The sequence below is a fragment of the uncultured Xylophilus sp. genome (assembly GCA_913776965.1).
In the GTDB taxonomy this organism is placed as follows: Bacteria; Pseudomonadota; Gammaproteobacteria; order Burkholderiales; family Burkholderiaceae_C; genus Xylophilus.
In genome coordinates this window covers 1-24,920 of the sequence record CAJYQL010000017.1, presented here as the reverse complement: position 1 = coordinate 24,920, position 24,920 = coordinate 1, and the positions used below count along the sequence as shown (strand labels likewise).

The following is a 24,920-nucleotide window of genomic DNA, read 5'->3' as shown; positions in this document are numbered from 1 at the left end:
GGGCCGCAGGCCAGCGCCATCGCGATGCCGACGCGCTGGCGCTGGCCGCCGGAGAACTGGTGCGGATAGTGGTCCAGCCGCGCGGCAGCGTCGGGGATGCCGACCCGCTCCAGCAGCGCCAGCGCCTCCCGGCGCGCGTCGGCCTTGGACCGTCCGCGGTGCAGCCGCAGCGGCTCGGCCACCTGCCGCGCCACGGTGTGCAGCGGGTTGAGCGCGGTCATCGGCTCCTGGAACACCATGCCGATGCGGGCGCCGCGCAATGCGCACAGGGCGCGCTCCGGCAGCGACAGCAGGTCCTGCCCGTCGAAGCGGATGCGGCCGGCGACCCGCGCGCCGTCGGGCACGAGGCCGATCAGCGCCTGCGCGGTGAGCGACTTGCCGCAGCCCGACTCGCCGACGATGCCGAGCGTCTCGCCGCGGCCGAGCGCGAAGCCGATGCCGCGCACCGCATCGGCCGGCCCGCGCGGGGTGTCGAGGCGGATGCGGAGGTCGTCGACCTGGAGCAGCGGAGCGGCCATGGTCAGCGCTGGCGGGCGAGCCGCGGGTCGAGCAGGTCGCGCAGCCCGTCGCCCAGCAAATTGAGGCCGAGCACCGCCAGCGCGATCGCCAGGCCCGGATAGACGGCGAGCAGCGGCGTCTGGAACATCAGCGTCTGCGCCTCGGCCAGCATCCGGCCCCAGGAGGGTTGCGGCGGCTGCGTGCCCAGGCCCAGGTAGGAGAGCGCAGCCTCGGCCAGGATCGCGATGGCGAAGCGGATCGTCACCTGCACCGTGAGCGCCGCCGCAATGTTGGGCAGCACGTGCTGCCAGGTGATCGCCCAGCTGCCCTTGCCGCAGGCCCGCGCCGCGGCCACGTAGTCGCGCGACCAGACGGCGTTGGCCGAGGCGCGGGTGATGCGGGCGAAGGTCGGGATGTTGTAGAGGCCGATGGCGACGATGGCGTTGACGATGCCCGGCCCGAACACCGCCGTCAGCATGATCGCCGACAGGATCGCCGGAAAGGCGAGCGAGAAGTCGGCCAGCCGCATCACCGCTTCCTCGACCCAGCCGCGCCGCGCGGCGGCTAGCAGCCCCAGGGCCGCGCCCGCGACGAGGCCGATGCCGACCGCGATCACGCCGACCAGGATCGAGGCGCGCGCGCCGACCAGCAACTGCGAGGCCACGTCGCGGCCGAAGGCGTCGGTGCCGAGCCAGTGCGCGGCCGACGGGCTCTGCAGCTTGGCCGCCAGGTCCATCTCGTAGGGTGGCCAGGGCGTCCAGACGTACGACAGCAGCGCGGCCGCCACCAACAGCGCCACCAGCAGCCCGCCGAGCACGGTGCCGGGATGGCGCAGCGCGCGGCGGGGCAGGCCCGGGGCGGCAGGCGTCAAGGGCATGGCGGACGGTTCAGCCACGCGCCGCCTTCAGCCGCGGATCGATCACCGCGTACAGCACATCGACCACGAAATTCACGATCACCACCATCGCCGCGAGCAGCATGACGCAGTTGCGCACCACGACCAGGTCGCGGTTGGCGATCGCCTGGAACACCAGCCGGCCGAGGCCCGGCAGGTAGAACACGTTCTCCACCACGATGGTGCCGGCCAGCAGCTCGGCGAACTGCATGCCCATGACGGTGACGACCGGCACCAGCGCGTTGCGCAATACGTGGCGCCAGAGCACCGCGCGCCGCGACAGGCCCTTGGCGCGGGCGGTGCGCACGAAGTCCTCGCGCATGACTTCCAGCACCGCCGAGCGGGTGATGCGCGCGAGGATCGCCGCCTGCACCACCGCGAGCGACACGGCCGGCAGCAGCAGTGCCTTCAGGCCCGGCCACAGCCCTTCGCTCCAGCCGTCGAAGCCGCCGGCCGAGAACCACTGCAGCTTCACCGAGAACAGCAGGATCAGGAGGATCGCGAACCAGAAGTTGGGAATGGCGATGCCGACCTGCGCCGCCGCCATCAGGCCGACGTCGCCGGCCGACCGGTGGCGCGCCGCGGCCGTCACGCCGACCGCCAGCGCCAGCACGGTGGTGAGCGCCATCGCCATCAGCGCGAGCGGCACGGTGAGCGCGAGGCGCTCGAGGATCAGGTCGGCCACCGGCGCGCCGTAGCTGTAGCTGTCGCCCAGGTCGCCGGTGACGAGGCCGCCGATCCAGTGCAGGTAGCGGGTGCCGGCCGGCTGGTCGAGCCCGAGCCGCGCGGCGAGCGCCGCCACCGCCTCGGGCGAGGCGTCGGCACCCATCATCACCTGCGCCGCATTGCCCGGCAGCACGTCCAGCACCAGGAACACCACCACCGACGTGCCGGCCAGCGTGGCGAGCAGGGTCAGGAGGCGTCGGGCGAGGAAGACACTCATGCGCAGAGGAGGGGCAGGCAGGGCGGTGCGGACGATTATGGAGGCCGCCCCGGACGGCCGCCGCCGCGCCGCGGCCGGGGTCTTGGACGGTCCGGGATAATCCGCCCATGGCCCTGATGATCACCGACGAATGCATCAACTGCGACGTGTGCGAGCCCGAGTGCCCGAACGACGCGATCTATGCCGGCGAGCTGATCTACGAGATCCACCCCGACCGCTGCACCGAATGCGTCGGCCATTTCGACGAGCCGCAGTGCGTGCAGATCTGCCCGGTCGCCTGCATCCCGAAGGACCCGGCGCATCCGGAGGACCGGGAGACGCTCTACCAGAAGTACCTGCGACTGCAGGCGGCCGGGTAGGACGCCCGCCGGCACCCGGCTCCCGCGCCTATCCCCGCAGCCGCAGCAGATCCGTCCCCACCGCCGCGGCCAGCGCATCGTCGTGCGTCACCAGCAGCAGGGCGCTGCCGGTCTCGTCGATCGCGTCGAGCAGCACCTGCAGCGCCTCCTGCTGGGTGATCGGGTCGAGCCGCGAGGTCGGCTCGTCGGCGAACAGCAGCGCGGGCCGAGCGGCCAGCACCCGGGCGAGTGCGATGCGCTGCAACTCGCCGCCGGACACCTCGGCCGCGCGCCGGCCGAGCACGCCGTCGGGCAGGCGCAGCCGGGCGAGCCGGTCTTCCACCGCGGACCAGGGCTGGCCGTGGCGGCGCGCCGCATCGCGCAGCACCCGCTCCAGCCGGACCTGCGGCGGGAACGACGCCACCGGGTCCTGGTAGAGCTTCTGCAGCGCCCACCGGCCGAGCCCGGGCGCGCGGTCGATCCGGCCGGCGTCGGGCGGCAGCAGGCCGAGCAGCACGTTGCCCAGGGTGCTCTTGCCGGTGCCGCTCGGGCCTTGGACAGCCCAGCGCTGACCGGTGCGCAGGTCCAGGTCGATGCCCTCGAACAGCGTGCGCGCGCCGAAGCGCTTGGCGAGGCCGCGGGCCTGCAGCACCGGCGCGCCCGGCGCCCCGGCCGGCGCGGGCCGGCGCGGCCAGGCGGCGGGGTCGGCCGCGACCAGCCGGCGGGTGAAGGCGTGTTGCGGCGCGGCCAGCACGGCCGCGGTGTCGCCGGACTCGACCACCGCCCCGTCCTGCAGCACCAGCAGCCGGCCACCGAGCGCGCGGGCGACCTGCAGGTCGTGGGTGATGACGACGGTGCAGCCGCCGGCCTGCTGCACCGCCTGCAGCGCGGCGACGGTGCGGTCGCGCCAGTGGGCGTCCAGGCCCTTGGTGGGTTCGTCGGCTAGCAGCACCCGGGCGCCGCCCGCCAGCGCGATGGCTGTAGCGGCGCGCTGCGCCATGCCGCCGGAGATCTGCCACGGATACTGACGGGCCGCGGCGGCGAGGCCGGCACCGTCGAGCGCCTGGCGCGCCGCCGCATCGGCCGCGTCGGTGTCCAGCCCGCGCACCAGCGCATGCACCTCGGCCAGCTGCGGCGCGAGGCGGCCGAGCGGGTCGAGCGCCAGCGACGGCTCCTGCGGCAGCAGCGCCAGCGTGCGGCCCCACAGCGGCCGGCAGGCAGCGGTATCGCCGGCGCGCAGCGGACGGCCGGCCAGCACGAGGCCGCCGGTGGCGCGCAAAGCGCGGGGCAGCGTGCCCATCACCGCCTGGGCCAGCAGCGACTTGCCGGCGCCGCTCTCGCCGAGCAGCACCAGGCATTCGCCCGGATGCAGCGCGAAGGAGAGCGGTTGCAGCAGCGTGCGCGCGCCGGCGCGCACGCCGAGGTTGTCGACGGCGAGGAGCGGTCCCGACACGGTGGCAGCGATGGCGGCAGGGGCGGCGGCGCTCATGCCGGCACCTCCGCCGGATCGGCCGGCGTGCCGTCGGCCAGCAGCATCATGCCGAGCACCAGCAGCATCAGCAGCGCCACCGGCGCCACGATCAGCCAGGGCGCTTCTTCGTAATAGGGCAGGGATTCGGTCATCATCAGTCCGAGTTCGGCGGTCGGCGGCTGCAGTCCGACGCCGACGAAGCCGAGCGCCGCCAGCGCCAGCACCGCCTGCGCGGCGCTGAACGCGAGCAGCGTGCCCAGCACCGGCGCCAGCGCGGGCAGCAGGTGGCGCCGCAGCAGGTAGACGGGCCCGAAGCCGAGCAGCCGCGAGGCTTGTACCGCATCGCCCGCCAGCACCGGCCGGGCCGCGGCACGCGCCACCCGGAAATACTCGACCCACAGCGCGAGCGACAGGCCGACGTAGAGCGCCCAGTGGCGCCCCGGCGCGATGCCCGCGAACAGCAGCACCAGCAGCAGGCCCGGCACCGCCAGCACTGCATCGGCCAGCAGCACCAGCGACCGTTCCACCGCGCCGCCGCGCCATGCCGCCCAGACGCCGAGCAGCACGCCCGGCACCGCCGCGGTCAGGGCCGCGACCAGCGCGAGGCCGAGCGACAGCCGCGCCGCTGCCGCGAGCCGCGCGAAACCGTCGCGGCCGAGCACGTCGGTGCCCAGCCAGTGCGCGGCACCCGGCCGGGCCAGGCTGTCGGCCAGCACCTGCACCCGCGGATCGGCGCCGGCCAGCAGCGGCCCGACCAGCGCGAAGAGCGCCACCGCCGCCAGCAGCACCAGCCCCACGATGCGCCGCCGGGTCAACCCGCGCCGCGCGTCCACCGACAGCAGCCTCATTCCGGACCCCCCATGCGCCGGCGGGGGTCCAGCGCCAGGCAGGCCGCATCCACCAGCAGGTTGATCGCGACGAACAGCAGGCCCATGCAGAGCGCGGTGCCCTGGATCATCGGTACGTCGCGGCCGAACACCGCATGCACCAGCGCATGGCCGATGCCGGGCCAGGCGAAGAGCGTCTCCACCACCAGCGCACCTTCGACCAGGAACACCGCATGCACGCCCAGATAGGCGACCACCGGGACCGCCGCGCCGCGCAGGCCGCGCCGCAGCAGGGCCTGACCGTCGCATAAGCCCTTGCTTTGGGCGAATGCGTATGCGGGCGAGGCGATCACCGTACGCATCGCCTCGCGGGTCACGCGTGCCAGGCCGGCGGCCAGGCCCAGCGCCAGCGTCAGCGCGGGCAGCAGCACGCTGTGGGCATGGCCGTGTCCGGCCACCGGCAGCGCGCCGGCGTGCACCGCCACCAGCAGCATCAGCAGCACCGCCAGCAGAAAGGCCGGCAGCGCCCGCAGCACCACCGCGAGGGCGAGCGTCGCGCGGTCGATCCGGCCGCCCGCGTGCAGTCCCGACCAGACGCCCAGCGGCAGCCCCAGCAGCATCGCCATCAGCAGGGCCGCGACCGACAGGTCGATCGTCGCGCCGAACTGGTGCGCCAGTTCCTGCCAGACCGGCGCGCCGCTGACCAGCGAGCGCCCCAGGTCCAGCCGCAGCAGCGACGACCACCAGTGCAGCAGCGCCTCGGCCACCGGCCGGTCCAGGCCCAGCTCGGCTCGCACCGCGGCGGCGGCGGCGTTGTCGACCAGGTCGTAGCCATAGCGGCCGGCGGCGATGCGCATCGCGATGTCGCCCGGCAGCGCCCGCGCCATGAAGAAGCAGAGCGTGCCCACCAGCAGCGCCAGCGCGACGATCTGCACCGCGCGGCGCGCCAGCAGCGCGGCCCAGGGCGCGGCGGAAAAGGGGGAAGAGACAGGACGGTTCATGCGGCGCTCCATCGCATGCGGTCGAGCCGGTAGGACCGCTCCAGCGGGTCCAGGCTCACGTCCTGCAGCCGCTGGCTGACCGCCACCTGCTGCCGGTACCAGGCCACCGGAATCAGCGGTAGTTCGGCCTGCAGCACGGCCGCGACCTGCCGGCGCAGCGCCTGCACCTGGCCGGGCGGCAGCGGCGCGCCGGCCAGCGTGCGCAGCGCGGCGATCACCCGGTCGTCGTGCCAGCCCATCGCCCCCCAGTCGCCGCCCTGCGGACCGAAGTCCTGCGCCAGCGTGCCGGTCGGATCGGGCACGGTCGCGTAGTTGCGCGCGATCAGTGCGAGCTGCAGGCTGCCGTCGCGGTGGCCGAGCGGCACATCGCCGGAATTGCCGATCGCCACCCGGACCGCGACGCCGGCCTGGCGCCACTGTTCCTGCAGCGCGGCGGCGATCACCGGGAGCTCCGGCCGGTCGACGAAGGTGCGCAGCGTCAGCTCCAGCGGCGTGCCGCCGGGGCCGAGCAGGCCCGCGATGTGGTCGCCACCGGCTGGGCGCCAGCCGGCCTCCTCCAGCAGGCGGCGCGCGCCGGCGGTATCGAAGCCGAGCGGCGCGAGGGCCGGGTCGTGCCAGCCGGCGAGCACCGGCGGCAGCAGTTGGGTGGCGGCCAGATCCGGCTCGCGCAGCAGCGCGCGGGCGATGCCGGTGCGGTCGATCGCCAGGCTCAGCGCCTGCCGCACCCGCGGGTCGCGCAGCGCGGGATGGCCGGCGTTCACCTTCACCAGCGCGGTGCGCGGCAGCGTGACGCTGGCGATGCGCAGCTGCGGCCGACGGCGCAGCCGCTGCAGGCTGACCGGGTCGAGCCCGTAGGCGAGGTCGGCCTGACCGGACTCGGCCATCAGCGCCCGGGTCTCGGCCCGGCTGGCGGTCAGGTAGCGCACCTGGCGCACCGCGGGTGGCGGGCCGTCGAACCCGTCGAAGACCGCGGTCTCGACCCGCTGTGGGGCGGCCAGCGCGGTGACGCGGTAGGGCCCGCTGCCGACGATCGCCGCCACCCGGCCGTCGGGGCGGTAGCTCGACGGCGCCAGCACGATGGTACTGCTGTGCGCGAGCCGCGCCAGCAGCGCGCCGTGCGGCCGGTCGAGCCGCAGCACCACCGTGCGCGGCCCGTCGGCCTCGACCGCGCGCAACGGCGCCGCGCTCAGCAGCGCGGGCGCCACGCGGGCCGCGTCCAGGCAGCGCACCACGGCGGCGGCCGTCACCGGCGTGCCGTCGTGGAAACGCGCCCCCGGCCGCAGCACGAAGCGCCAGTCCCGCCCATCGGCCGACACGCTCCAGCGCTCGGCGAGCGCCGGCGCCGGCGTGCCGTCGTCGGCCGCGCCCACCAGGGTTTCGGCCACCTGCATCCGCAAGAACAGGTAGCCGCTCGTGGCCGGCGCCAGGCCGTTGATTTCCCACGGGCCGGTGATCTGCAGCGGCGCCGGTTCGGCCGCGGGCGCGGCCCCCGCCGCCGGTACGCCCGCGGCGAGCGCCGCCGCCTGCAGCAGCCGACGGCGCGGAAGTGGAAAGGAGCAATCGTGTGGCACGGGACGGGTCTCTGTATTCAAAGGGATGCCGCGGATCCGGCTCCGCCAGTCCGCCAGCATCGCCCCCCTTCCCGCGCAGCGAGAGAAGGGGGAGCGGCGCAGCCGCTCGGGGGGATGTTCTCAAAACCTCGCCTGCAGCCCGACCGTGACGGCCCGGCCCATGCCCGGCGTGACCCACACCCGGCTGTAGGAACTGGGGTAGTAGGCCCGGTCGAAGACATTGTCCACGTCCAGCATCAGCCGCACCGCCGGCGTGATGCGCCAGTACGCGACGATCTTCGCCGTCGTGTAGGCCGGCAGGTCGAAGGCCGGGGTGCCGGCATTGGCCTGCGCCTGGGTGCGCGCCTCGCCGAGCCGCCGGCCGGTGTGTGTCACGCCGCCGCCGACGCCGTAGCGCCGGCCGTCGGCCAGCGCATCCTCGTACACGGCGAGCACGCTGCCGTTCACCCGCGGCACGTTGAGCAGCCGGCCGCCGACTTCCAGCGTGTTGTCGCGGGTGATTTCCACGTCGTTGAGCGCGAGACTCGCGTTCACCCGCCAGTGCCGGGTGACCTGGCCCGCCAGGTCGAATTCGGCGCCCCGGCTGCGGACCGCGCCGGCGGCGCGCTGCAGGCTGGTGTTCAGCGGGTCGCTGGTCAGCACGTTCTGCTTGCGGATGTCGAACAGTGCCGCGGTGGCGCCGACCGTGCGCGCGGCGTTCTCCCACTTGGTGCCCAGCTCCAGCGCGCGGCCGCGCTCGGGTGCGAACGCGCGGTTGTCGGCGCCGATGCCGGTGTTGGGCCGGAACGACCGGCCGGCGTTCGCATAGACCGTCCACTGCGCGTTCGGCAACCACGACACGCCGACGCGCGGCGAGGTGGCGGTCGGATCCTGCGCCTGGTTGGTGCCGGTCAGGCGGTTGTCGAGCGACTGGCGGTAGCGGTCCATGCGCAGGCCGGCCACCACGCGCCAGTGCGGCCCCAGCTTCAGCGCGTCCTGGACGTAGAACGCGGTGTTGCGCTGGTGCTCGTCGGTACTGGTGTTGGGCCGCGGCACCGGCTGCGCCTGGCCGTACACCGGGTTGTAGAGGTTGATCGCGTACGGCGCGGCGGCGGTCGGGTTGGCGCGCAGCAGCAGGGTGTCCATCTGGAAACGGTAGGTTTCCAGGCCGAACAGCAGTTCGTGCTCCAGCGCGCCGGTCGCCACATTGCCGATCAGCTCGGCCTGCACCGCGGCATCGTCCGACGCGTAGTCGCGGAAGCGCCGCTGGCGGGTCAGGAAGCCGTCGGCGCGCAGCGCGGTCGGCTCGGTCGAGAAGCCCTTGATCCGCGTCTCGCGGTAGGAGAGCCCGAGCCGGCTGCGCCACGCGGCGTTCCAGTCGTGCGACAGGATGAACTGATGGGTCTGGTTCTGCACCCGCACGTCGCCGTCGGCCGGCTCGCCGAGAAAGCGCTCGCGCGGGATCGCGCCCAGCGTGTTGTTGACGGCCACCACCCCGCGGTCGAGCGGCGTGGCGTGGCGCAGCAGCTCGCCGCTGTAGTCGAGCACCGTGGCGTTGGTCAGCTTCCAGGTGAAGGCCGGCGCCACCACCCGGCGGCTCGACGGCACGAAGTCGCGGAAGCCGTCGCGCTCCTCGGCCGCGAGGTTCAGGCGGTAGGCGAAACGGTCGCTCAGCGGGCCGGTGCTGTCGAAGGTGGCACGCTTCAGGCCGAAGCTGCCCGCATAGGCCTCGATCGCGTTGGCGGGCTTCCAGAGCGGCTTCTTGGTCACGATGTTGAGTGTGCCGCCCGGCTCGGTGGCGCCGTAGAGCGCGGCGGCGGTGCCCTTCAGGAACTCGATCCGCTCCACGCCCGCCAGGTCGCGCGGCGCGTTGAAGCCGCGGTTGGCCGAGAAGCCGTTCATCAGCGTCGCCATGCCGGTGCTGTCGCTGCCGGGCAGGCCGCGGATCGCCACGTTGTCCCACAGGCCGCCGAAATTGTTCTGGCGCGACACGCCGCCGACGTAGTCGAGCACCTCGTCGAGCCGGGTCGCGCCCAGGTCGTCGATCGCCTGGCGGGTGACGACGCGCACCGACTGCGGCAGTTCGCGCAGCGGGAGGTCGGTCTTGGCGCCGGCGGCCTCGTCGGCCTGGTAGGTGCCGGATGCGGTGCGGCCGACGATGTCGACGGTACCGAGTTCGGCGGCGGTGTCGGATTGGGCGAACGCAGGTGCGGCGAAGGCGGCGGCGAGCGCGGCGGCGAGCGGCAGCGGCCGGAGCGCGAAGGACGCGAAAGGCGGGAAGGAGAAGGTCATGGACACGGGCACGGAATAAGGGGAGGCGCGGCGGTCCGGCCCGCAGGCAACAACGGAGTGCGCGGGCCGCCGGCGGACGAAGGCGGAAAAAGCGAGAGCGAGGCGTGCTCAGCCGCGTGCCGGTGGATCGCGTGCCGCAAAGGTGTCCGCTGCCGGCAGCCGGTGCGGCCGCCAAGTCCGCCAGGGCCGCGGCGGTGCAGCGGCGGCCATCGCCACCGGCATCGCCCCCGGCTGCGCCGGCAGGGCGAAGGCATGGGCCTGCGCCAGGCAGCAGGGGCAGGACGCATGCGGGTCCTCGTCTTCCGGCGATGCGCTGCCGACGTCGGCATCGGCGGCCACCACTGCCACCGCGCCGTGCAGCGCGCAGGCGCCTGCCAGCCGCGCACCGGCCCCCGCCTGCACGCAGGCGGCGAGCAGCAGCGACCACACCAGCAGCAGGCGCAGCGAGGGAAACAACGGGAACCGACGGACGTGCACGGCCGCGATCATACTTTTGAGTTTGGACAATCATTAAGCGCATTCGAGCGCTTCGTCGCCGATGCGGCCGACCGGTCGCAATGGTGCCTACGACGGCCCCCGCTGGCGATACGCCGTTCGCCGTAGCGCCGCAGCTGCGTGACGCCCGCCGGTCAGGCCGCCGGCGGGCGCGGCGGCTTGGGCCGGGGCGGCTTGTCGGTGTGGACCAGCATCGTCGCCTTGTCCATGTCGCCGGCCAGGAACGCCGGCACCGCCTTCAGCGACCGGTCGATGGCCTGCTCGATGCCGATCCGGTCGTCCGGCGACGGTTTTTTCAGCACCCAGTGCACCACCTCGCTCCTGATGCCCGGATGGCCCACGCCCAGGCGCAGCCGCCAGTAGTCGGGGCTGCCGAGCTGCGCATGGATGTCACGCAGCCCGTTGTGGCCGGCGTGGCCGCCGCCCTTCTTGAGCTTGACCTGGCCGGGCGGCACGTCGAGCTCGTCGTGCACCACCAGGATTTCCTCCGGCGCGATCTTGAAGAAGCGCGCCAGCGCCGCCACCGACTTGCCCGACGCGTTCATAAAGGTGAGCGGCTCCAGCAGCCAGACCGGCTGTCCGCCGACCGTCGTGCGGGCCAGCAGGCCCCAGTAGCCCTTCTCGGGCACCAGCTGCACCTTCCACTCGCGTGCCAGCGCGTCGATCCACCAGAAGCCGGCGTTGTGGCGGGTGGCCTCGTATTCCGGGCCGGGGTTACCGAGGCCGACGAAGAGCTTGATCATGGTGGCGGGCGGGGCAGGGCGGGGAGCGCCGGCGCGACCGCCGGCGGCAGGCCGGCCGCAGGCGCGCGGCAGCCGGAACAAGAGGGCGCGCAATGTAGCACGCAGGCCGCCGGAGACCGGCACCGTCGGCCGCGCCCCGCCGGGGCGGTATCCTCCGCCCCGCCCTGACTGTCTCCCATGTGACCGCACGATGACCGTTTTCGACTTTTCCCCTGCTGCCGTCGCCGCCCTCGCGGCCGACGACGTCGCCCGCGCCCTGGCCGAAGATGTCGGCGACGGCGACCTGACCGCCGGCCTGGTGCCGGCCGGCGCCCGCGCTCGCGCCCACCTGCGGGTGCGCGAGGCGGCGGTGCTCTGCGGCGTGCCGTGGGCCGAGGCGGTGATCCGCCGGCTCGACCCGACCGCCCGCATCGACTGGCAGGTGGCCGAAGGCGGCCGCTGCGCACCCGATACCGTCGTGCTGCAGCTGGAAGGCGACGCCCGCGCACTGTTGACCGCCGAGCGCACCGCGCTCAACTTCCTGCAGCTGCTGAGCGGCGTCGCCACCCGCACCGCCCGGTACGTGGATGCGGTGCAGGGCACGCGCGCCGCGATCGTCGACACCCGCAAGACGCTGCCCGGCCTGCGGCTGGCGCAGAAATATGCGGTGCGCACCGGCGGCGGCACCAACCACCGGATCGGCCTGTACGACGCGGTGCTGATCAAGGAGAACCACATCGCCGCGGCCGGCGGCGTGACCGCGGCACTGCAGGCCGCGGCCCGCGTGGCCGCGCAGGCCGCCTTCGTGGAGGTGGAGGTCGAGACGCTCGACCAGTTGCGCGAGGCGCTCGCCGCCGGCGCCTGCATGGTGCTGCTCGACAACATGCCGCTCGACCAGCTGCGCGAGGCGGTCCGCATCAACGACGCCGCGGGCGATGCCCGGGCGGTGCTGGAAGTCTCCGGCGGCGTCACGCTGGAGCGGCTGCGCGCGCTGGCCGAGACCGGCGTGGACCGCATCTCGATCGGCGCCCTCACCAAAGACGTGCAGGCGATTGACTTCTCGCTGCGGTTCGAACCGGCGGAAGGGGCGTGACATGGGCCACCCGGTGATCGACGTCGAATACGAACAGCCCACCGCGCCCGCGGCCGGCGCCGCCTGTTCCACCCGCCACGCCTGGGCGCGGGTGCCGCCGGAGCCGTCGCAGGACGAGCGGGCGGCGCTGAAGGACCGCATCCGCCGGCTGCTGCGGGAACGCGATGCGGTGATGGTGTCGCATTTCTACGTGCATCCCGACCTGCAGGACCTGGCCGAGGAGACCGGCGGCATCGTCAGCGATTCGCTGGAGATGGCCCGCTTCGGCCGCGACCATGCGGCGCGCACGCTGGTGGTGTCGGGCGTGCGCTTCATGGGCGAGACGGCGAAGATCCTGTCGCCCGCCAAGACGGTGCTGATGCCCGACCTCGACGCCACCTGCTCGCTCGACCTCGGCTGCCCGGACGACGCCTTCGGCGCCCTGTGCGACGCCCATCCCGACCGCACGGTGGTGGTCTATGCCAACACCAGCGCGGCGGTGAAGGCGCGGGCCGACTGGGTCGTCACCTCGAGCTGCGCGCTCGACATCGTGCGGGCACTTAAGGCCGACGGCCAGAAGATCCTGTGGGGCCCGGACCGCCACCTGGGCCGCTACATCGCCCGCGAGACCGGCGCCGACATGCTGTGCTGGAACGGCGCCTGCATCGTGCACGACGAGTTCAAGGCAGCCGAGCTGGAGGACCTGATGCGCCGCCATCCCGCGGCGCGGGTGCTGGTGCATCCGGAGTCGCCCGCCGAGGTGGTGGCGCTGGCGCATGCGGTGGGCAGCACCTCGGCGATCCTGCAGGCGGCGCGCACAATGGACGCGTCCACCTTCATCGTCGCCACCGATGCCGGCATGCTGCACAAGCTGCGCACGCTGAACCCGGGCAAGACCTTCCTCGAGGCCCCCACCGCCGGCAACAGCGCGACCTGCAAGAGCTGCGCCTTCTGCCCCTGGATGGCGATGAACGGGCTGGCCGACGTCGCCCGGGTGCTGGAGACCGGCGCCAACGCGGTCGAGGTGCCGCCCGCGCTGGCCGCTCGGGCCCGCGCGCCGATCGACCGGATGCTCGCCTTCACCGCCGCGCTGAAGAATGGCGGCTTGCCTGGTGCGCTGGTGCCACGGATCGGCGCGGCCTGAGTCCGCAGTCTTTGCTCTCGATTCGATAGCGGCTTGCGCAGGCGGGGCCTGCGCAAAGTGCCGATTTCCTTCTGAAAAGAGGCCGACTGCCGGACCCGGCGGCTCAGGCGGCGGTGCCGCCCGCCAGGTCGAATTCCAGGTTGTCGATCAGCCGGGTGCGGCCGAGCCGGGCGGCACCCAGCGCCACCAGCCCGTCGGGCCGGTCGCCGGCCGCCGGCGGCTGCAGGTCGTCGCGCCGGCGCACGGTCAGGTAGTCGGGTTGCCAGCCGCGCGCCGCGAGCTGCGCCATCGCCTCGGCTTCCAGGGCCGGCAGGGCGGCCGGATCGAGCCCGCGGGCGCGCACCGTGTCGGCCAGCCGGCGCAGCGTCTGCGGCAGCCGGGCCGCTTCAGCGCGCTCCTCGACCGACAGGTAGCCGTTGCGCGACGACAGCGCCAGCCCGTCGTCCGCGCGGGCGGTCTCGGCCACCACGATTTGCACCGGCATCGCGAGCTGCGCGACCAGCTGCTCCATCACCCGCACCTGCTGGTAGTCCTTGCGGCCGAACAGCGCCACGGACGGCTGCACCGCGTTGAACAGCTTGGTCACCACGGTGCAGACGCCGGTGAAGAAGCCGGGCCGGAAGTACCCTTCCAGGATGTCGGCCAGCGCCGGGTCCGGATGCACCCGGAAGGTCTGCGGCGCCGGGTACAGGTCGGCTTCGCGCGGCGCGAACAGCAGGTCGCAGCCGGCGCCGCGCAGCTTGTCGCAGTCGGCCTCCCAGGTGCGCGGATAGCTGTCGAAATCCTCGTGCGGCAGGAACTGCAGCCGGTTCACGAAGATGCTGGCCACGGTCACGTCGCCCAGCGGCTTCGCCTGCCGCACCAGCGCCAGGTGGCCGTCGTGCAGGTTGCCCATGGTGGGCACGAAGGCGGGGCGGCGGCGGTCCGCCAGCGCGGCGCGCAGGTCGGCGATGGAATGGACGATGTGCATGGGTGGGCGGATCGGAGCGGAGCGGAAAGAAGCGAGGCGACGGCGCGGCGGCCGCGGGCGGTCACCAGGCGTGGAGGGTGTCGTCGGGGAAGCTGCCGTCCTTGACGGCCGCCACGTAGGCGCGCAGGGCAGCGGGGATGCCGGCCTGCCCGGCGGAGAAGTCGCGCACGAAGCGCGGCAGCCGGCCGAGGTGCAGGCCGAGCAGGTCGTGCAGCACCAGCACCTGGCCGGCGGTGCCGCTGCCGGCGCCGATGCCTATGGTGGCGCAGCGGTCCAGGTCGGCCGTCACGGTGCGGGCGAGCGCGGCCGGCACCATCTCCAGCACCAGCAGGGCGCAGCCGGCGTCCTGCAGTTCGCGGGCCTGGCGCCGCAGCAGGTCGGCCTCGGCATCGCCGCGGCCCTGCACCCGGTAGCCGCCGAGCGCCGAGACGGTCTGCGGCGTGAGGCCCAGGTGGCCGCAGACCGGGATGCCGCGCTCGACCAGGAACCGCACCGTGTCGGCGGTCCAGCCGCCGCCTTCGAGCTTGACCATCTGCGCACCGGCCTGCATCAGCACGGTGGCGCTCTGCAGCGCCTGTTCGCGCGAGGCCTGGTAGCTGCCGAAGGGCAGGTCGCCGACCAGCCAGGCGCGGCCGTTCCGGCGGCGCAGGCCCTGCGCGACGCAGGCGGTGTGGTAGCGCATCGCCTCCAGCGTCACGCCGACGGTCGAGGACTCGCCCTGGCAGACCATGCCGAGCGAATCGCCGACCAGCAGGCAGTCCGCGCCCGCCGCATCCGCCGCGGCGGCGAAGGTCGCGTCGTAGGCGGTCAGCATCGCGATCTTCTCGCCGGCGGCGCGCAGCGCGGCCAGGCCCGGCAGGGTGAGCGGCTTGCGGGCGCCGTCGGCCGGCGCCGGGGCGGCGGGCAGGGTGCTCACTGCGCGGCGAGCTGCAGCGGCACGTGGTCGCGCTGCTCGCGGATGCGGTTGTCCGCATCGACGAACACCAGCTTGGGCGTGAAGCCGGCCACCTGCTCCTCCGCCACCTGGGCGAAGGCCGCGATGATCAGCAGGTCGCCGACCGCGGCGCGCCGGGCGGCCGAGCCGTTGACCGAGATGATCCCGGTGCCGCGCTCGCCGCGGATCGCGTAGGTGACGAAGCGCTCGCCGTTGTCGACGTTCCACACGTGGATCTGCTCGTTCTCGACGATGCCGGACGCCTCCAGCAGGTCCTCGTCGATCGCGCAGGAACCCTCGTAGTGCAGCTCGCAGTCGGTGACGGCGGCGCGGTGGATCTTGGATTTCAGCAGGGTGCGGTACATGGGGGTTTTCTCGTGCGTCGGGGGCGGTTCAGCCGGCGTTCTGCAGGCGTTCCTTGGCGTAGGACGCGCGGTCCATGTCGCGCACTTCCACGCTCATCTGCACCAGCATGCCGGCGGGCTTGGGGGTGTGGCGGCGCAGCACGTCGGCGATGCGGGCCGACAGCGCCGCCTTGGTCTCGGACGAGCGGCCGGTCAGCAGCCGCAGCTCGGCATGCACGAAGCCGCGCGGGCCGCCGCCGGTGCCGATCACGATGGCGGTGTGCGCCACCGCGCGCGACTTCAGGTCGGCCTCGTCGGCGATCTCGCCGCTGGCGCACAGGGTGGCGTTCAATTCGCGCAGCACCGTGTCGGTGGGGAAGTCGTCGAGGTTGGCGCTGTAGTCGACTATCAGGTGGGGCATGGCGTCGTTCGCTGGGGAGCGGAGAAAAGGCGGAAACCGGGTCGTGCGGCGCGGCGAAAGGCGGGAATGTAGCGCGGCCGGCGCATCGGTCCGCAGTCGCCCGGGCGCGACGCGGGCTTTTCGGGCATGTCCGGTGCCGCTGGCGGAGGGGCGCGGGTCAGGCGGCCGCCGGCAGCAGCACCGTCGGCACGCCGGTCGCATCGGTGGCCGGCCAGTCGCGGCTGTAGTGCAGCCCGCGGCTCTCGCGGCGGGCGCGGGCCGAGCGCACGATCAGCCCGGCGACCTGCACCAGGTTGCGCAGCTCGATCAGCGCGCGGTCGGGCGGTGCGGTGCGCCAGTGCTGCTCGACCTCGGCCCCCAGCGCGGCGATGCGGTCGGCCGCGCGTTGTAGCCGCGCATCGGAGCGCACGATGCCCACGTCCTCGGCCATGGCACGGCGGAGGGTGTCACGGACCGTGGCCAGATGTGCGGGGTCCAAATGCCCGGTGTCGGCAGGCACCGCTTCGGGCACGACGCCCTGAACGGAAGGCGCCGGAGCCTGCGCGGGGTCTGCCGGACCGTGCCCACCGGCCGCGGGAGGTCGCGCCGCGGCCCGGATGTCGTCGGCCGCGGCGCGGGCGAACACCATGCACTCGACCAGCGAATTGCTCGCCAGCCGGTTGGCGCCGTGCAGGCCGGTGCAGGCCGTCTCGCCGATCGCGTACAGCCCCGCCAGGTCGGTGCGGCCGTGCAGGTCGGCCACCACGCCGCCGCAGGTGTAGTGCGCCGCCGGTACCACCGGGATCGGCTGTCGCGCGATGTCGATGCCCAGCGCCGCGCAGCGCGCGCCGATGGTTGGGAAATGCGCCTGCAGGAACGCGGGCGGCTGGTGCGAGATGTCGAGCCACACGCAGTCGAGGCCGTGGCGCTGCATCTCGGCCTCGATCGCGCGGGCGACGATGTCGCGCGATGCCAGTTCGGCACGCGGATCGTGGTCCGGCATGAAGCGGTGGCCATCGGGCCGCAGCAGCCGGCCGCCTTCGCCGCGCACCGCCTCGCTGATCAGGAAGCCGTCGGCCTGCGGATGGTGCAGGCTGGTCGGGTGGAACTGCACGAACTCCAGGTTCGCCACCCGGCAGCCGGCGCGCCAGGCGGCGGCGATGCCGTCGCCGGTGGCGGTCGACGGGTTGGTGGTGTGCCGGTAGACCTGGCCAGCTCCGCCGGTCGCCAGTACCACCTGCGGCGCTTCGAAGGCGACGGTGCGGCCGGTCGCGGCATCGTGCGCAAGCAAGCCGGTGCAGCGCGCCGGCAGGTCGGCCGCGCCGCCGGCGGCCGGTGCCGTCCGCAGATCGACCAGCGTGTGTCCTTCGAAGACGGTGATCGACGGCGTGGCGCGCACCCGCGCGACCAGCACTGCCTGCACCGCCGCGCCGGTGGCATCGGCCGCATGGACGATCCGCCGCGCACCGTGGCCGCCTTCGCGGGTCAGGTGCAGCGCGGTGCCGCCGTCCTCGCAGGAAAAGGGCACGCCCAGACCGCGCAACCAGTCGATCGCGGCGGGCGCACGCTCGACCACGAAGCGGGCGGCGTCGGGGGCGCACAGGCCTGCGCCGGCGACAAGCGTGTCCTGCACGTGGGCGTCGAAGCTGTCGTCCTCGGCCAGCACGGCCGCGATGCCGCCCTGGGCCCAGCCGCTGGCGCCGTCGGGCAGGCCGCCCTTGGTCAGCACCGCCACGCGGTGGGTGGGCGCGAGCAGCAGCGCGGCGGTGAGCCCCGCGAGTCCGCTGCCGACGACGAGCACGTCGAAACGGTGGTGGTCCATGCCGGAGAAGGAGAAATGGGAAGAGAGAGGAGATCAGGCCGGCGTGAAGGCCAGCCGCACGTAGATCGGCGCGAAGGCCTCGGCCTGGGTGATCTCGATCAGCGTTTCCTTGGCCAGTTCCAGCAGCGCGATGAAGGTCACGACCAGCACGGTCGGCCCCTTCTCGGGCTGGAACAGGTCCTCGAACTCGACGAAGCGGCGGCCCTGCAGCGTGCGCAGCACCATGCTCATGTACTCGCGTACGCTGAGTTCCTCGCGGGTGATGCGGTGGTGCTGCACCAGCTTCGCGCGGCGCAGGATGTCGCGCCAGGCCGACTGTAGGTCGCCCACGTCCACATCGGGAAAGCGCGTCTGCAGGCTCTGCTCGATCGTCACCTGCGCCTTCAGGAAGTCGCGGCCGAACTGCGGCAGCTCGTTCAGCCGGGCGGCGGCCAGCTTGGTGCGCTCGTATTCCAGCAACCGGCGGACCAGCTCGGCGCGCGGGTCCTCGGGCTCCTCGCCCTCGGCGGTCTTGCGGGGCGGCAGCAGCATGCGCGACTTGATCTCGATCAGCATCGCGGCCATCAGCAGGTACTCTGCCGCGAGTTCGAGGTTGCGGCTGCGGATCTCGTCGACATAGGCGAGGTACTGGCGGGTGACGCCGACCATCGGGATGTCGAGGATGTTGAAGTTCTGCCTGCGGATCAGGTAGAGCAGCAGGTCGAGCGGCCCCTCGAAAGCCTCCAGGAACACTTCCAGCGCGTCGGGCGGAATGTAGAGGTCGTTCGGCAGCGCGAACAGGGGCTCGCCATAGAGCCGCGCCAGGGCGACCTGGTCGACCACCTCGGGCGCGGCGGCCGGGGTGGAGTCGGCGTCGGCCACGGTCACGATGGCTCGCCTACAAATTGAATGCTATGAAAACCATAGCTGCATGCTGAGGCGTGGCGGGCGCAAACGGCATGCGGGGTCATGGAATCAGGAGGCGTCGGTCTGGTAGACGTAGGGCTTCTGCTTCACCGCGCCGGCGCGGTATTCCTGCGACAGGTCGCGGTCGATGTTCTTATCCCAGAGCAGGGCCCGGCCGGCGCGCTGCTCGGCTTCCAGCGAGGGCTTGGCCGCCTTCAGCTGGTCGATGACCTGGGTGGCGTCGGAGGTGTAGTGGCGGCGGGCGAAGAACGGCATGGCGGAGGGGGCTGGTATCGTGGAGGCCGGCAATTTTACGGGGGCCACGCATGGCGCTGACGTTTTCCGGAGCGGCCCCGCAGGCCCGCCGCCGTTCCTGGGGCACCGCAGCGGCCCGTACGTTCGCCGCGGCGGCGCTGCTGGCGGGCCTCGCCGCCTGCGACGGCGACCGTATCCGCGCCCTGGAGGAGGGCCTCTCGACCGAGGCCGACGTGCGCGCACAGTTCGGCGAGCCCGACCGCATCTGGCCCGGCCCCGAAGGCACCCGCGTCTTCGAATACGACCGGCAGCCCGCCGGCCAGCGCAACTACATGATCGCGATCGGCCCGGACGGCCGCATGGCGGCGCTACGGCAGGTGCTGACCCCCGAGAACTTTGCGCAGATCGTGCCCGGCATGACGGCCGAGGAGGTGCGCCGCCGGCTCGGAAAGCCGGCGCGGACCACGCCGTATCCGCTGAAGCAGGAAACCGTCTGGGACTGGCGGTACCTGGAGCCGCCGACCACGTCGATGGTGTTCAGCGTGGCCTTCGGCGACGACGGCCGGGTCCGCCGCACCGGCAGCGCCCTCGATCCGCAGTCCGAAGCCCAGCGCGCAGGGCCCTGACGCGCACCCGCCACGCCGCCGGCCGGTGCTACCGGTTCTTACAGTCGCCGGCCGGCCGGGAGGGATAAATGCAGGCAGCGGGCGCCGCATCCGGCGCCCATCAACCTCAGAGGGAAACTGCCATGTCCATCATCGGAACCATCATCGTCGGCCTGATCGTCGGCCTCATCGCACGCGCCATCAAGCCCGGCAACGACAGCATGGGCTGGATCATGACGATCCTGCTCGGTATCGCCGGCTCGTTCCTGGCGGGCTACGTCGGTCAGGCCATGGGCTGGTACATGGTCGGCGAGCCGGCCGGCTGGATCGCCTCGGTGGTCGGCGCGATCGTGCTGCTGGCGCTGTGGGGCCTGGTGTCCCGCCGCCGCTGATGCACCACGCCGGCCGCCATGTCGCCGAGGACGCCGCGAACCACTTCCAGGAACACGTTCGCGGCCGGCGTCAATGACCGGTCGGCACGCCGGCAGATGCCGAGAACCCGATGCCGCGCGGGCTCCGTCAGGAGCTTGGACACGAGGGTCGGGTGATCCGGCACCGGCAGCGCGATGCGCGGCAGGATGCCGATACCGAAACCGGCCTCGAGCAGTCCGTGCACCGTGGACAGGTGGGAGACTGTCGTGGAGCGGCGCACGGTGACTCCGCTTTGCTGCAACTGGGTCCGCAGCAGCCTGTGCACACCGCTGGACGAAGACAGTTCGACCAGTCGTTCATTTGACAGGTCGGCCCATCGCACGTCCTCGCGGTGGGCGAATGGGTGATCCCGGTCACAGACCACATAGAACGGATCTTCGGCCAAGGCTTCGAAGCGCAGGTGTTCGGGCAGTTCGGACGGCGCAATGGTGACGGCGAAGTCTGCCCGCCCAGCGTCGACCGATGCCAGCACCTGGCTCGCCACGTCGTCGGCGATGCGCACGTCGACTCCCGGGTGATGTTTCGCACACCGCTGAATGCTCCAGGGAATGACCCGGCCTGCCACAGACGACACGCAGGCCACCACGACACGCCCGCGACGCGCCTCGGCGATATCGCCCGTTTCCGCCAGCAGGCGATCCACGTCTTCCAGAACCTGCTGCGCCCGCTCCACGAAGCTGCGCCCCAGTGCGGTCGGCTGCACGCTGCGCGAGGTCCGGTCGAAAAGGACAGCGCCCAGGGTGCGCTCCAGTTCGGACATCGTCTGGGAGAGGGCAGGCTGGGAAACATGCAGCAGTTCGGCGGCACGTCGAAAGCTCGCCTGTTCTGCTACCGCAACGGCCGCACGCAGATGGCGCAGTGTCACATGCATAAGTAGAACCGATCGAAACATAAGAACATTCGAATGGCCTGAAGGTTAGCCCACGCCTACGCTTGGCGGCTTCTCCATTACCCGGGGTGTTCGCACCCCGTCCAGCACCGACATGGCCGACGAGACTTCCCTGCGCCCCGATATCCCCGCCGACGCGCGGCGCGCGTTCGATGCCCTCAAGGCAGGCGGCATCGCGATCTTCCCGGTGGATGTGGGCTACACGATCGCGGGAGGCTCCGCCCCTTCGCTGCAACGCATTTTCCGAGCGAAAGGCCGCGCACCGACGAAGCTCAACGCGATGGTCGGCGATCTGCGCATCCACGACGAACTGCACCAGCTTCCCGGCCGCGAACGCGCCATGGTGCGCTGCCTGACCGAAGACTACGATCTGCCGCTCGGCGTGATCGCTCCTTACCGGACCGACCACCCGTTGATCGCCCGACTCGATCCGGCCGCGTTGGTGGGCAGCACGCGGGACGGCACCGTGGCGATGCTGGTCAACGCAGGGCCGTTCCACCGCGAGTTGTGCCGCCTGAGCCTGGAGGAACTCCATCCGGTTTTCGGGTCGTCCGCCAATCTGACCAATACCGGCACCCGGTTCCGGGTGGACGACATTCCCGCGGACCTGCTGGGTCTGGCCGACGTGGTGGTGGACTACGGACTGCGCAAATACCACCGCTACCAGCGCTCGGCGACGCTGATCGACTTCCGCACGATGGCGGTGGTGCGGGTGGGCTCCTGCTACGAGTTGATCGCAGACGTGCTGCGCCGGCATTTCGGGGTCGAATTGCCGCCGGCGCCATAAGGACCGCCGACCGGACCGAGAACGTAAGGAGACGACCATGACAACGACGATTCGCCCCTGCCCGACGTGGCGCCGTGGTGTGCTGTGTGCGGCCGTGCTGACCTGTGCGCTGCCGGGTCTGGCGTGGGTCCAGAAATATCCCGACAAGCCGATCCGGCTGGTGGTGCCTTTCGCGGCCGGGGGCGGCACCGACATCCTGGCACGCGACGTCGCGCCGCGGCTCGGCGATGCGCTCGGCCAGTCGGTAGTGGTCGACAACCGGGGCGGTGCCGGGGGCAACATCGGCTCCGACCTGGTGGCCAAGGCGCCGGCCGACGGCTACACGCTGCTGTTCGGGTCGAACACGCTGTCGATCAACGCGTCGCTCTACCGAAATCTGCCGTTCGATCCGGTGCGCTCGTTCGCGCCTGTCGGCATGGTCGCGACAGCGCCGATGGTCTTGGTGACGGCGGCCGATGGTCCGCTGACGTCGGTGCGCGCGCTGGTTGCCGAAGCCAAGGCTCGGCCGGGCACGATGAACTGGAGCACGCCGGGCAACGGTACGCCGCACCATCTCGCCGAAGAACTCTTCAACAAGATGACCGGCGCGAACCTGACCCACGTTCAATACAAAGGCGGAGGGCCGGCCATCAACGATCTGCTCGGCCGCCACACCCAGGCAAGCGTGCTTACGCTGGCGTCGGTGAAGTCGTTCATCGACGCAGGCCGGCTCCGGGCGATCGCTGTCGCGACGCCCCACCGCAGCGCGCTCCTGCCCGACGTGCCCACCGTCGCAGAGGCGGGCGTGCCCGGTTACAAGGCCGAGCTGTGGTACGGACTTTTCGCTCCGGCGGGAACCCCTGCGTCGGTCGTCGACCGGCTGAATCAGGCACTGGCAAAAGTGTTGACCGATCCGCAAGTCGCGAAACGGTTCCGGGACCAGGGCTTCGAAGCCCGCTCCGGAACTCCAGACGAACTGCGCGAGTTGCTGGCCGACGATCTGGCGCGCAGTGGAAAGCTGATCAGGGACGCCGGAATCCAGGCAGACTGACCGAGCTGTTCTCCGCGACGGTCAACGGGCGTCGGCGCCGCCGGGCAGCACCGCACCGGCGGCACGGCCGGCCAGCTTGACGGTGCCGACGGCGGCATCCACCGCCAGCCCGGCGGTGGTGGTCGCCACACCGACCGCGGTGCCGGCCACGCTCACCGCTGCGCCGGCGACGGTCACCGCTGCACAGCCGGCGAGTACCGCCAGCACGGCCAGGCCGCCGGCCGCGCCCGCGGCCCGCGCGAGGCGGATCAGACGATGCGGTGCCATCTCAGCGCACCCGCATGCCGGGCGTCGCGCCGGGCCAGGGCTCCAATACGTGGATGCCCGGCTGCGCCTTCTCGTCGCCGTGACTCGCCGCCAGCACCATGCCTTCGCTGATGCCGAACTTCATCTTGCGCGGTGCCAGGTTGGCGACCATGACCGTCAGCTTGCCCTGCAGGTCTTCGGGCTTGTAGGCGCTGGCGATGCCGCTGAAGACGTTGCGGTGGCGACCCTCGCCCGCGTCGAGCGTGAGGCGCAGCAGCTTGGTCGAACCTTCGACCGGCGCGCATTCCACGATCCTGGCGATCCGCAGGTCGATCTTCGCGAAGTCGTCGATGCCGATCGTCGGCGCGATCTCTTCGCCGCCAGGCGCTGCGTTTTCGATAGCTACCGGCGCAGGCGCGGCGGGCGCCGGAGGCTCGAACAGTGCATCGAGCTGCTTCGCATCGACCCGCTGCATCAGGTGTTGGTACACCCCGATCGCATGGCCGGCGCCGAGCGTGCTGCCGGCGCTCTCGGCGGTCAACGGCGCGACCTGCAGGAACGCCTCGACCTGCGCGGCCAGCGCCGGCAGCACCGGCTTCAGGTAGACCGTCAGCAGGCGGAAGGCCTCGATGCAGGTGGTGCAGATATCCTGCAGCCGCAGCTCCTGGCCTTCCTGCTTCGCCAGTTCCCAGGGCTTGTTCGCATCGACGTATTCGTTGACCCGGTCGGCCAGCAGCATCGTCTCGCGCACGGCGCGGGCGGTATCGCGCCGCTCGTAGGCGTCGAAGATGGTGGCGGCTTGGTCGCGCAGCGTGCCCAGCAGCACCTCGCCGTCGTGGCTCACCGCGCCGAGGCGGCCACCGAACCGCTTGGCCAGGAAGCCCGCCGCTCGGGAGGCGATGTTGATGAACTTGCCGACCAGGTCGCTGTTGACGCGCGCCAGGAAGTCGTCGGCGTTGAAGTCGATGTCCTCGTTGCGGCCGTTGAGCTTGGCGGCCAGGTAGTAGCGCAGCCACTCTGGGTTCATGCCGAGCGACAGGTATTTGAGCGGGTCGAGGCCGGTGCCGCGGCTCTTGCTCATCTTCTCGCCGTTGTTGACGGTGAGGAAGCCGTGCACGCAGACCTTGTCCGGCGTCTTGCGGCCGCTGAACTGCAGCATCGCCGGCCAGAACAGCGTGTGGAAGGTGACGATGTCCTTGCCGATGAAATGCACCTGCTCCAGCGCCGGGTCGGCCAGGTAGGCGTCGAAGTCCTCGCCGCGGCGGTCGAGCAGGTTCTTCAGCGATGCCAGGTAGCCGACCGGCGCATCGAGCCAGACATAGAAGTATTTGCCCGGCGCATCCGGGATCTCGATGCCGAAGTACGGCGCGTCGCGGCTGATGTCCCAGTCGCCCAGGCCTTCGCTGGTGCTGCCATCGGGGTTGGTCCGCACGGTGAACCATTCCTTCACCTTGCGCGCCACCTCGGGTTGCACGTGGAGGCCGTTCTGCGTCCAGGCCTCCAGGAAGGCGACGCAGCGCGGGTCGGACAGGCGGAAGAAGAAGTGCTCGGAACTGCGCAGCTCGGGTGCGGCGCCGGACAGGGCGGAGTAGGGCGCGATCAGGTCGGTCGGCGCATACACGGCGCCGCAGTTCTCGCAGTTGTCGCCGTACTGGTCCTTGGCGTGGCAGCGCGGGCATTCGCCCTTGATGAAGCGGTCGGGCAGGAACATGTTCTTCTCGGGGTCGAAGAACTGCTCGATGGTGCGGGTCTCGATCAGGCCGGCGGCCTTCAGGTCGCGGTAGATCTGCTGGGCGAGCTGGTGGTTTTCCGGCGCGTCGGTGCTGTGCCAGTTGTCGAAGGCGATGTGGAAGCCGTCGAGATACGGCTTGCGGCCGGCGGCGATGTCGGCGACGAACTGCTGCGGCGTCTTGCCGGCCTTCTCGGCGGCGATCATGATCGGCGCGCCGTGGGCGTCGTCGGCGCCGACGAAGTTCACCTCGGCACCCTGCATCCGCTGGTACCGCACCCAGGTGTCGGCCTGGATGTACTCCAGCATGTGGCCGATGTGGAACGGGCCGTTGGCGTACGGCA

Annotated in this window: 27 protein-coding genes; 7 read left to right on the top strand and 20 right to left on the bottom strand. The window is 72.1% G+C overall.

Going from position 1 to position 24,920, the window contains the following annotated elements; all coding sequences use genetic code 11:
• The 3 genes from QZ500_RS02195 to QZ500_RS02185 all read right to left on the bottom strand — a co-directional run.
• On the bottom strand, positions 1-518 hold a 518-nt coding region (locus tag QZ500_RS02195), incomplete at its 3' end, for an ABC transporter ATP-binding protein (RefSeq protein ID WP_295850231.1).
• 2 nt (positions 519-520) lie between these two features.
• Positions 521-1,375, bottom strand: coding sequence for an ABC transporter permease (locus QZ500_RS02190; protein WP_295850229.1), 855 nt, complete (start codon positions 1,373-1,375; stop codon positions 521-523).
• Positions 1,376-1,385: 10 nt separating this feature from the next.
• Positions 1,386-2,336 carry an ABC transporter permease gene (locus QZ500_RS02185; protein ID WP_295850227.1) on the bottom strand — a complete coding sequence of 317 codons (951 nt, stop codon included), beginning with the start codon at positions 2,334-2,336 and terminating at the stop codon, positions 1,386-1,388.
• Between the two features lie 107 nt (positions 2,337-2,443).
• Between QZ500_RS02185 and QZ500_RS02180 the strand changes: the two genes are divergently transcribed.
• Positions 2,444-2,695 (top strand): YfhL family 4Fe-4S dicluster ferredoxin, encoded by a 252-nt coding sequence (locus QZ500_RS02180; protein ID WP_295850226.1) that lies wholly within the window; start codon positions 2,444-2,446, stop codon positions 2,693-2,695.
• Positions 2,696-2,723: 28 nt separating this feature from the next.
• Here the strand turns inward: QZ500_RS02180 and QZ500_RS02175 are convergent, their stop codons facing one another.
• The 7 genes from QZ500_RS02175 to pth all read right to left on the bottom strand — a co-directional run bounded on the left by QZ500_RS02175 (position 2,724) and on the right by pth (position 11,053).
• Complete coding sequence (locus tag QZ500_RS02175; protein ID WP_295850224.1) at positions 2,724-4,163, bottom strand: ATP-binding cassette domain-containing protein; 1,440 nt, start codon at positions 4,161-4,163, stop codon at positions 2,724-2,726.
• On the bottom strand, positions 4,160-4,993 hold the full coding sequence (locus tag QZ500_RS02170; protein ID WP_295850222.1) for an ABC transporter permease subunit: 834 nt from the start codon (positions 4,991-4,993) through the stop codon (positions 4,160-4,162). The genes QZ500_RS02175 and QZ500_RS02170 overlap by 4 nt, the downstream gene beginning before the upstream one ends.
• Positions 4,990-5,973, bottom strand: coding sequence for an ABC transporter permease (locus QZ500_RS02165; protein WP_295850220.1), 984 nt, complete (start codon positions 5,971-5,973; stop codon positions 4,990-4,992). The genes QZ500_RS02170 and QZ500_RS02165 overlap by 4 nt, the downstream gene beginning before the upstream one ends.
• Entirely contained in the window at positions 5,970-7,544 is a 1,575-nt protein-coding gene (locus QZ500_RS02160; RefSeq protein ID WP_295850218.1) for an ABC transporter substrate-binding protein, read from the bottom strand. Before QZ500_RS02160 ends, QZ500_RS02165 begins: the two co-directional genes overlap by 4 nt.
• A 120-nt stretch (positions 7,545-7,664) precedes the next feature.
• Positions 7,665-9,815, bottom strand: coding sequence for a TonB-dependent siderophore receptor (locus QZ500_RS02155; RefSeq protein ID WP_295850216.1), 2,151 nt, complete (start codon positions 9,813-9,815; stop codon positions 7,665-7,667).
• A 108-nt stretch (positions 9,816-9,923) separates the two neighbouring features.
• Positions 9,924-10,304, bottom strand: coding sequence for a DUF2946 family protein (locus QZ500_RS02150; RefSeq protein ID WP_295850214.1), 381 nt, complete (start codon positions 10,302-10,304; stop codon positions 9,924-9,926).
• A gap of 140 nt (positions 10,305-10,444) precedes the next feature.
• Positions 10,445-11,053, bottom strand: a complete 609-nt coding sequence (gene pth, locus QZ500_RS02145) for an aminoacyl-tRNA hydrolase (RefSeq protein ID WP_295850211.1) — start codon at positions 11,051-11,053, stop codon at positions 10,445-10,447.
• A 190-nt stretch (positions 11,054-11,243) separates the two neighbouring features.
• Between pth and nadC the strand changes: the two genes are divergently transcribed.
• Positions 11,244-12,125 carry a carboxylating nicotinate-nucleotide diphosphorylase gene (nadC, locus tag QZ500_RS02140; protein ID WP_295850209.1) on the top strand — a complete coding sequence of 294 codons (882 nt, stop codon included), beginning with the start codon at positions 11,244-11,246 and terminating at the stop codon, positions 12,123-12,125.
• Between the two features lies 1 nt (position 12,126).
• Positions 12,127-13,248, top strand: a complete 1,122-nt coding sequence (gene nadA / locus QZ500_RS02135; RefSeq protein ID WP_295850208.1) for a quinolinate synthase NadA — start codon at positions 12,127-12,129, stop codon at positions 13,246-13,248.
• A 103-nt stretch (positions 13,249-13,351) separates the two neighbouring features.
• On the opposite strand, the gene panC is transcribed toward nadA, so the two are convergent.
• From panC to QZ500_RS02100, 7 genes are all read right to left on the bottom strand, one after another.
• Complete coding sequence (gene panC / locus QZ500_RS02130; protein WP_295850206.1) at positions 13,352-14,218, bottom strand: pantoate--beta-alanine ligase; 867 nt, start codon at positions 14,216-14,218, stop codon at positions 13,352-13,354.
• A gap of 61 nt (positions 14,219-14,279) precedes the next feature.
• Complete coding sequence (gene panB, locus QZ500_RS02125; RefSeq protein WP_295850204.1) at positions 14,280-15,134, bottom strand: 3-methyl-2-oxobutanoate hydroxymethyltransferase; 855 nt, start codon at positions 15,132-15,134, stop codon at positions 14,280-14,282.
• Positions 15,131-15,517 (bottom strand): aspartate 1-decarboxylase, encoded by a 387-nt coding sequence (gene panD, locus QZ500_RS02120; RefSeq protein ID WP_295850202.1) that lies wholly within the window; start codon positions 15,515-15,517, stop codon positions 15,131-15,133. Before panD ends, panB begins: the two co-directional genes overlap by 4 nt.
• A 28-nt stretch (positions 15,518-15,545) precedes the next feature.
• The gene (locus QZ500_RS02115) at positions 15,546-15,917 is read right to left on the bottom strand and encodes a 5-carboxymethyl-2-hydroxymuconate Delta-isomerase (protein ID WP_295850200.1); all 372 of its coding nucleotides are present in this window, start codon (positions 15,915-15,917) and stop codon (positions 15,546-15,548) included.
• A 157-nt stretch (positions 15,918-16,074) separates the two neighbouring features.
• Positions 16,075-17,718, bottom strand: a complete 1,644-nt coding sequence (nadB, locus tag QZ500_RS02110; RefSeq protein ID WP_295850198.1) for an L-aspartate oxidase — start codon at positions 17,716-17,718, stop codon at positions 16,075-16,077.
• Between the two features lie 33 nt (positions 17,719-17,751).
• The gene (locus QZ500_RS02105) at positions 17,752-18,585 is read right to left on the bottom strand and encodes a ScpA family protein (protein WP_295850195.1); all 834 of its coding nucleotides are present in this window, start codon (positions 18,583-18,585) and stop codon (positions 17,752-17,754) included.
• Between the two features lie 87 nt (positions 18,586-18,672).
• Positions 18,673-18,879 carry a DUF3460 family protein gene (locus QZ500_RS02100; RefSeq protein ID WP_295850193.1) on the bottom strand — a complete coding sequence of 69 codons (207 nt, stop codon included), beginning with the start codon at positions 18,877-18,879 and terminating at the stop codon, positions 18,673-18,675.
• 50 nt (positions 18,880-18,929) lie between these two features.
• On the opposite strand from QZ500_RS02100, the gene bamE reads away from it, so the two are divergent.
• Both bamE and QZ500_RS02090 read left to right on the top strand, forming a co-directional pair.
• On the top strand, positions 18,930-19,484 hold the full coding sequence (bamE, locus tag QZ500_RS02095) for an outer membrane protein assembly factor BamE (protein ID WP_295850190.1): 555 nt from the start codon (positions 18,930-18,932) through the stop codon (positions 19,482-19,484).
• A gap of 122 nt (positions 19,485-19,606) precedes the next feature.
• Complete coding sequence (locus QZ500_RS02090) at positions 19,607-19,855, top strand: GlsB/YeaQ/YmgE family stress response membrane protein (protein ID WP_295850188.1); 249 nt, start codon at positions 19,607-19,609, stop codon at positions 19,853-19,855.
• Here the strand turns inward: QZ500_RS02090 and QZ500_RS02085 are convergent.
• Positions 19,747-20,760: a LysR family transcriptional regulator gene (locus tag QZ500_RS02085; protein ID WP_295850186.1), complete on the bottom strand. Its 1,014-nt coding sequence runs from the start codon at positions 20,758-20,760 to the stop codon at positions 19,747-19,749. The genes QZ500_RS02090 and QZ500_RS02085 overlap by 109 nt on opposite strands.
• A gap of 118 nt (positions 20,761-20,878) precedes the next feature.
• Between QZ500_RS02085 and QZ500_RS02080 the strand changes: the two genes are divergently transcribed.
• A complete protein-coding gene (locus tag QZ500_RS02080) occupies positions 20,879-21,571 on the top strand; it encodes a Sua5/YciO/YrdC/YwlC family protein (RefSeq protein WP_295850184.1) in 693 nt (230 codons plus the stop codon).
• Between the two features lie 37 nt (positions 21,572-21,608).
• Positions 21,609-22,601 carry a tripartite tricarboxylate transporter substrate binding protein gene (locus QZ500_RS02075; RefSeq protein ID WP_295850182.1) on the top strand — a complete coding sequence of 331 codons (993 nt, stop codon included), beginning with the start codon at positions 21,609-21,611 and terminating at the stop codon, positions 22,599-22,601.
• 21 nt (positions 22,602-22,622) lie between these two features.
• Here the strand turns inward: QZ500_RS02075 and QZ500_RS02070 are convergent, their stop codons facing one another.
• Both QZ500_RS02070 and metG read right to left on the bottom strand, forming a co-directional pair.
• On the bottom strand, positions 22,623-22,868 hold the full coding sequence (locus QZ500_RS02070; RefSeq protein WP_295850179.1) for a hypothetical protein: 246 nt from the start codon (positions 22,866-22,868) through the stop codon (positions 22,623-22,625).
• Between the two features lies 1 nt (position 22,869).
• Positions 22,870-24,920, bottom strand: a 2,051-nt coding sequence (gene metG / locus QZ500_RS02065; RefSeq protein WP_295850178.1) for a methionine--tRNA ligase, incomplete at its 5' end; no start/stop codon positions are given.

Coding starts and splice junctions, on each gene's coding strand:
- QZ500_RS02190 (WP_295850229.1), bottom strand. CDS start 1,375: ATGCCCTTGACGCCTGCCGCCCCGGGCCTGCCCCGCCGCGCGCTGCGC.
- QZ500_RS02185 (WP_295850227.1), bottom strand. CDS start 2,336: ATGAGTGTCTTCCTCGCCCGACGCCTCCTGACCCTGCTCGCCACGCTG.
- QZ500_RS02180 (WP_295850226.1), top strand. CDS start 2,444: ATGGCCCTGATGATCACCGACGAATGCATCAACTGCGACGTGTGCGAG.
- QZ500_RS02175 (WP_295850224.1), bottom strand. CDS start 4,163: ATGAGCGCCGCCGCCCCTGCCGCCATCGCTGCCACCGTGTCGGGACCG.
- QZ500_RS02170 (WP_295850222.1), bottom strand. CDS start 4,993: ATGAGGCTGCTGTCGGTGGACGCGCGGCGCGGGTTGACCCGGCGGCGC.
- QZ500_RS02165 (WP_295850220.1), bottom strand. CDS start 5,973: ATGAACCGTCCTGTCTCTTCCCCCTTTTCCGCCGCGCCCTGGGCCGCG.
- QZ500_RS02155 (WP_295850216.1), bottom strand. CDS start 9,815: ATGACCTTCTCCTTCCCGCCTTTCGCGTCCTTCGCGCTCCGGCCGCTG.
- QZ500_RS02150 (WP_295850214.1), bottom strand. CDS start 10,304: ATGATCGCGGCCGTGCACGTCCGTCGGTTCCCGTTGTTTCCCTCGCTG.
- pth (WP_295850211.1), bottom strand. CDS start 11,053: ATGATCAAGCTCTTCGTCGGCCTCGGTAACCCCGGCCCGGAATACGAG.
- nadC (WP_295850209.1), top strand. CDS start 11,244: ATGACCGTTTTCGACTTTTCCCCTGCTGCCGTCGCCGCCCTCGCGGCC.
- nadA (WP_295850208.1), top strand. CDS start 12,127: ATGGGCCACCCGGTGATCGACGTCGAATACGAACAGCCCACCGCGCCC.
- panC (WP_295850206.1), bottom strand. CDS start 14,218: ATGCACATCGTCCATTCCATCGCCGACCTGCGCGCCGCGCTGGCGGAC.
- panD (WP_295850202.1), bottom strand. CDS start 15,517: ATGTACCGCACCCTGCTGAAATCCAAGATCCACCGCGCCGCCGTCACC.
- QZ500_RS02115 (WP_295850200.1), bottom strand. CDS start 15,917: ATGCCCCACCTGATAGTCGACTACAGCGCCAACCTCGACGACTTCCCC.
- nadB (WP_295850198.1), bottom strand. CDS start 17,718: ATGGACCACCACCGTTTCGACGTGCTCGTCGTCGGCAGCGGACTCGCG.
- QZ500_RS02100 (WP_295850193.1), bottom strand. CDS start 18,879: ATGCCGTTCTTCGCCCGCCGCCACTACACCTCCGACGCCACCCAGGTC.
- bamE (WP_295850190.1), top strand. CDS start 18,930: ATGGCGCTGACGTTTTCCGGAGCGGCCCCGCAGGCCCGCCGCCGTTCC.
- QZ500_RS02090 (WP_295850188.1), top strand. CDS start 19,607: ATGTCCATCATCGGAACCATCATCGTCGGCCTGATCGTCGGCCTCATC.
- QZ500_RS02080 (WP_295850184.1), top strand. CDS start 20,879: ATGGCCGACGAGACTTCCCTGCGCCCCGATATCCCCGCCGACGCGCGG.
- QZ500_RS02075 (WP_295850182.1), top strand. CDS start 21,609: ATGACAACGACGATTCGCCCCTGCCCGACGTGGCGCCGTGGTGTGCTG.
- QZ500_RS02070 (WP_295850179.1), bottom strand. CDS start 22,868: ATGGCACCGCATCGTCTGATCCGCCTCGCGCGGGCCGCGGGCGCGGCC.